Source organism: Dietzia sp. CW19, from assembly GCF_014145265.1.
Taxonomy (GTDB): domain Bacteria; phylum Actinomycetota; class Actinomycetes; order Mycobacteriales; family Mycobacteriaceae; genus Dietzia; species Dietzia natronolimnaea.
In genome coordinates, this window is sequence record NZ_JAALEE010000163.1 from 1 (window position 1) to 5,080 (window position 5,080).

Here is a 5,080-nt window from a genome sequence, read left to right on the forward strand (position 1 = left end):
CCCACCTCGCGGTGGGGCGCCCCTCCCTCATATGGTCCGGACTACTCGTCCGACCCGATGGGTCAGTCGATCACTTGATGATCTTGGTGACCTGACCGGCGCCGACGGTGCGGCCACCCTCACGGATCGCGAAGCGCAGGCCCTCGTCCATGGCGACCGGCTGGATGAGCTCGACGCTCATCTCGGTGTTGTCGCCCGGCATGACCATCTCGGTGCCCTCGGGGAGGGTCACGACGCCGGTCACGTCCGTGGTGCGGAAGTAGAACTGCGGACGGTAGTTGTTGAAGAACGGCGTGTGACGGCCGCCCTCGTCCTTGGACAGGATGTACGCCTGGCCCTCGAAGTTCGTGTGCGGGGTGTACGCGCCCGGCTTGATGACGACCTGGCCGCGCTCGACCTCCTCGCGCTTGAGGCCACGGACGAGCAGACCGACGTTGTCGCCGGCCTCGCCGTAGTCGAGGAGCTTACGGAACATCTCGATGCCCGTGATGGTGGTCTTGGTGGCCTTCTCCTTGATGCCGATGAGCTCGACATCCTCGTTCACGTTGATCTTGCCGCGCTCGATGCGACCGGTGACGACGGTGCCACGACCGGTGATCGTGAAGACGTCCTCGACGGGCATGAGGAAGGGCTTCTCCGTCTCACGCTCGGGGTCCGGGACGGAATCGTCGCAGGCCTGCATGAGGTCGCGGATCGCCTGGACCCACTTCTCGTCACCCTCGAGCGCCTTGAGCGCCGAGATGTGGACGACGGGGGCGTCCTCGTCGAACTCCTGCGAGGCGAGGAGCTCACGCACCTCCATCTCGACGAGCTCGAGGATCTCCTCGTCGTCGACCATGTCGCACTTGTTGAGGGCGACGAGGATGTAGGGGACGCCGACCTGACGGGCGAGCAGCACGTGCTCACGCGTCTGCGGCATCGGGCCGTCGGTGGCGGCCACGACCAGGATCGCGCCGTCCATCTGGGCGGCACCCGTGATCATGTTCTTGATGTAGTCGGCGTGACCCGGGGCGTCGACGTGCGCGTAGTGGCGCTTCTCCGTCTGGTACTCGACGTGGGAGATGTTGATCGTGATACCACGAGCCTTCTCCTCCGGCGCCTTGTCGATCTCGTCGAACGCGAACGCGTCGTTGAGATCGGGGAAGGTGTCCGCCAGGACCTTGGTGATGGCCGCGGTGGTGGTGGTCTTGCCATGGTCGACGTGACCGATGGTGCCGATGTTAACGTGCGGTTTGGTCCGCTCGAACTTCGCCTTCGCCACTGTGTGTCCTCCTGGACTGGTCTGTCCCCACCTCGAGGTGGGCACTGCTTTGTGTGGGATCTGATCTTACTCATCGTGCCGTGGGGGGCACGAACCGGCGGCCACCCGGAGGTTCGACCGTGCGCCGCCGGCATCGGCCCCGCCCTACCTCACGGCCGGGCGGGACCAGTACCGGTTACTCGCCGGTCGCCTTGGCGATGATCTCCTTGGACACACTCGCCGGAACCTCGGCGTAGTGGGAGAAGACCATCGAGTAGTTGGCCCGGCCCTGCGTCCGCGACCGGAGGTCGCCGACGTAGCCGAACATTTCGGACAGCGGCACGTTGGCCTTGACGACGCGGGCGCCGGAGCGCTCCTCCATCGCCTGGATCTGGCCGCGGCGGGAGTTGATGTCGCCGATGACGTCGCCCATGTAGTCCTCGGGCGTGATGACCTCGACCGCCATGAGCGGCTCGAGGATCACCGGCTGACACTTGCGCGCGGCCTCCTTGAACGCCATCGAGCCCGCGACCTTGAACGCCATCTCCGAGGAGTCGACCTCGTGGTACGCGCCGTCGACCAGCGTCGCCTTGACGTTGACCATCGGGTACCCGGCCAGGACGCCGTACTGCATGGCGTCCTTGATGCCGTGGTCCACGGAGGGGATGTACTCCTTGGGCACCCGGCCACCGGTGACCTTGTCGGCGAACTCGTAGGTCTCGCCCTCCTCGACCTGCTCCTGGGGGAGCGGCTCGAGACGGATCTGGACCTTGGCGAACTGGCCCGAACCACCGGTCTGCTTCTTGTGGGTGTAGTCGTACTTCTCGACCGTGCCCTTGATGGTCTCGCGGTAGGCGACCTGGGGCTTGCCGACGTTGGCCTCGACCTTGAACTCGCGCTTCATCCGGTCGACGAGCACGTCCAGGTGGAGCTCGCCCATGCCGCCGATGACCGTCTGACCGGTCTCGTCGTCCAGCCTGACGGAGAACGTCGGGTCCTCGCGCGCCAGCTTCTGGATGGCCGTGCCGAGCTTCTCCTGGTCGGCCTTGGTCTTGGGCTCGATCGAGACGTCGATGACCGGGGCCGGGAACGTCATCGACTCGAGGATGACCTGGTTCTGCAGGTCACACAGGGTGTCACCCGTGGTGGTGTCCTTGAGGCCGATGAACGCGTAGATGTGGCCGGCGACGGCCTCCTCGACGGGCATCTCCTTGTTGGCGTGCATCTGGAAGAGCTTGCCGACGCGCTCCTTCTTGCCCTTGGTGGCGTTCTGCACCTGCGTGCTCGGGTCGATGCGACCCGAGTAGACGCGGACGAAGGTGAGCTCACCGAAGAACGGGTGCACGGCGATCTTGAACGCCAGCGCCGCGAACGGCTCGTCCTTGGAGGGCTGACGGCTGACGACCTTCTCCTCGTCGCCCACGGCGTGACCGTGGATCGAGCCGACGTCGAGCGGGTTCGGCAGGTACGCGATGACGGCGTCGAGCAGGGGCTGGACGCCCTTGTTCTTGTACGCCGAACCACACAGCACCGGGTAGATCTCGGCGTTGACCGTCATCTTGCGGATCGCGGCCTGGATCTCGGCCTTCGTCAGCTCCTCGCCGCCGAAGTACTTCTCCATGAGGGCCTCGTCGCTCTCGGCGACGGCCTCGAGGAGCTTCTCCCGGTACTCGTCGGCCTTGTCCTTGAGATCCTCGGGGATCTCCTGGACCGTGGCCTCGGTGCCGATCGGCGTGACGCCGGGCCAGACGAGGGCCTTCATCTCGACGAGGTCGATGACCCCGTCGAACTCGTCCTCCGCGCCGATGGGCAGCTGCAGGACGAGCGGCTTCGCGCCGAGCCGGTCGATGATGGTCTGCACGGTGTAGTAGAAGTCCGCGCCCATCTTGTCCATCTTGTTGACGAAGCAGATGCGCGGGACGTCGTACTTCTCGGCCTGGCGCCAGACCTGCTCCGACTGGGGCTCCACGCCCTCCTTGCCGTCGAAGACCGCGACGGCGCCGTCGAGGACGCGCAGCGAGCGCTCGACCTCGACCGTGAAGTCGACGTGGCCCGGGGTGTCGATGATGTTGATCTGGTTGTCGGCCCAGAAACAGGTGACGGCGGCCGACGTGATGGTGATGCCGCGCTCCTTCTCCTGTTCCATCCAGTCGGTGGTCGAGGCGCCGTCGTGCGTCTCGCCGATCTTCCGGTTGACACCCGTGTAGAACAGGATGCGCTCGGTGACGGTCGTCTTACCGGCGTCGATGTGCGCCATGATGCCGATGTTGCGGACCTTGTTGAGGTCGGTCAGCACGTCCTGTGCCACGGATGGTCCCCGATCGTGAGTCTTAGGTGGCCCGGGCGGTCGTGTGGACCGTCCGAACCGGGTCTGTTGTCCTGGGCCGTGCCCCGCTTCACTCGCGCGGGAGCCGACCCTCGTTCAATGATGCCACCCTCGGGGCGGCCGGGGGGCCCCGGAGAGGTGACGCCCGGTGGGCGTCCCCCCGCTCCGGGGCCCGGCTGGATCACCAGCGGTAGTGCGCGAACGCCCGGTTGGCCTCGGCCATCTTGTGGGTGTCCTCGCGGCGCTTGACCGCGGCACCCAGACCGTTGGAGGCGTCGAGGATCTCGTTGGCGAGACGCTCGACCATGCTGTTCTCGCGGCGCTGCCGGGAGAAGGTCACCAGCCAGCGCATCGCCAGGGTCGTGGAACGCCCGGGGCGGACCTCGACGGGCACCTGGTAGGTGGCGCCACCGACGCGGCGGGAGCGGACCTCGAGGGCGGGCTTGACGTTGTCGAGCGCCTTCTTGAGGGTGAGGACCGGATCGGTACCGGTCTTCTCGCGGCAGATCTCCAGCGCGGAGTAGACGATGCGCTCGGCGGTCGTCTTCTTGCCGTCGAGGAGGATCTTGTTGACGAGCTGCGTGACCAGCGGCGAGCCGTAGACCGGATCGTTGATGAGCTGGCGCTTCGGGGCGGGACCCTTGCGAGGCATTACTTCTCCTTCTTGGCGCCGTAGCGGGAGCGGGCCTGCTTGCGGTCCTTCACGCCCTGCGTGTCGAGGGAGCCGCGGATGATCTTGTAACGGACACCCGGGAGGTCCTTCACACGACCACCACGGACGAGCACCATGGAGTGCTCCTGGAGGTTGTGGCCCTCACCGGGGATGTAGGCGGAGACCTCGATACCGCTGGTGAGGCGCACGCGGGCGACCTTACGCAGCGCGGAGTTCGGCTTCTTGGGGGTGGTGGTGTACACACGGGTGCACACGCCACGACGCTGCGGCGAGCCCTTGAGGGCAGCCGTCGCCGTCGAGGACTTCTTGTCCTGGCGGCCCTTGCGGACCAGCTGGTTGATGGTTGGCATGAACCGACTTTCTCTAGCTGGCGGCCTCCTCGGGGGCGACCACCGGTCACTGGGACGTTGCTCGTATCCGGACTCTCGCGCTCCCCGACGGGCGCACGGGCGACCACGTCAGCCGCTCTCGCTGGCCTACTGGGCACGATCCTCCAGCTCGCGTACTGCGAGCACGATGGTCAAGCCTAACCGCCCTCGTGAGGATCGGTCAAAACGCGGCCGGGGCGACGCCTCGGGCCGACGCCTGCGGGACCTGCGCGAGCACCAGGTCGAGGGTCTCGGCCCAGTATCGGATCACCTTCTCACGACGGGCCGAGTCGTCGGAGAGCACGTCCGCGAGCCCGAGCCCGCGGGCCAGGTCGAGGGTGGCCTGCAGGGGCCTGCGCACCCGCACGTCGCCGGGGTCGTGACCGAGGGCGGCGGCGGCGATCACCAGGACCTCCCGGGACATGTGGTTCTCGAGCGGCAGCACGCGGTCGCGCAACGCCGGATCGCTGGCA

General features: G+C 66.8%; 4 protein-coding genes and 1 pseudogene. All 5 read right to left on the reverse strand.

The window, feature by feature from the left end; genetic code table 11:
- Window positions 1–70: 70 nt before the first annotated feature.
- Window positions 71–1,261, reverse strand: a complete 1,191-nt coding sequence (gene tuf / locus G6021_RS05730) for an elongation factor Tu (protein WP_179525927.1) — start codon at window positions 1,259–1,261, stop codon at window positions 71–73.
- A gap of 175 nt (window positions 1,262–1,436) precedes the next feature.
- Window positions 1,437–3,548: an elongation factor G gene (gene fusA, locus G6021_RS05735; RefSeq protein WP_182617728.1), complete on the reverse strand. Its 2,112-nt coding sequence runs from the start codon at window positions 3,546–3,548 to the stop codon at window positions 1,437–1,439.
- A gap of 199 nt (window positions 3,549–3,747) precedes the next feature.
- The gene (gene rpsG, locus G6021_RS05740) at window positions 3,748–4,218 is read right to left on the reverse strand and encodes a 30S ribosomal protein S7 (protein WP_179525929.1); all 471 of its coding nucleotides are present in this window, start codon (window positions 4,216–4,218) and stop codon (window positions 3,748–3,750) included.
- Window positions 4,218–4,589 (reverse strand): 30S ribosomal protein S12, encoded by a 372-nt coding sequence (gene rpsL / locus G6021_RS05745; RefSeq protein WP_017838186.1) that lies wholly within the window; start codon window positions 4,587–4,589, stop codon window positions 4,218–4,220. Before rpsL ends, rpsG begins: the two co-directional genes overlap by 1 nt.
- A 199-nt stretch (window positions 4,590–4,788) precedes the next feature.
- A pseudogene (locus tag G6021_RS05750) lies at window positions 4,789–5,080 on the reverse strand (TetR/AcrR family transcriptional regulator); the annotation flags it as partial.

What these genes read in the sequence shown, in the direction of transcription:
- rpsL (WP_017838186.1), bottom strand. Translation starts at nt 4,589, where the DNA reads ATGCCAACCATCAACCAGCTGGTCCGCAAGGGCCGCCAGGACAAGAAG.
- rpsG (WP_179525929.1), bottom strand. Translation starts at nt 4,218, where the DNA reads ATGCCTCGCAAGGGTCCCGCCCCGAAGCGCCAGCTCATCAACGATCCG.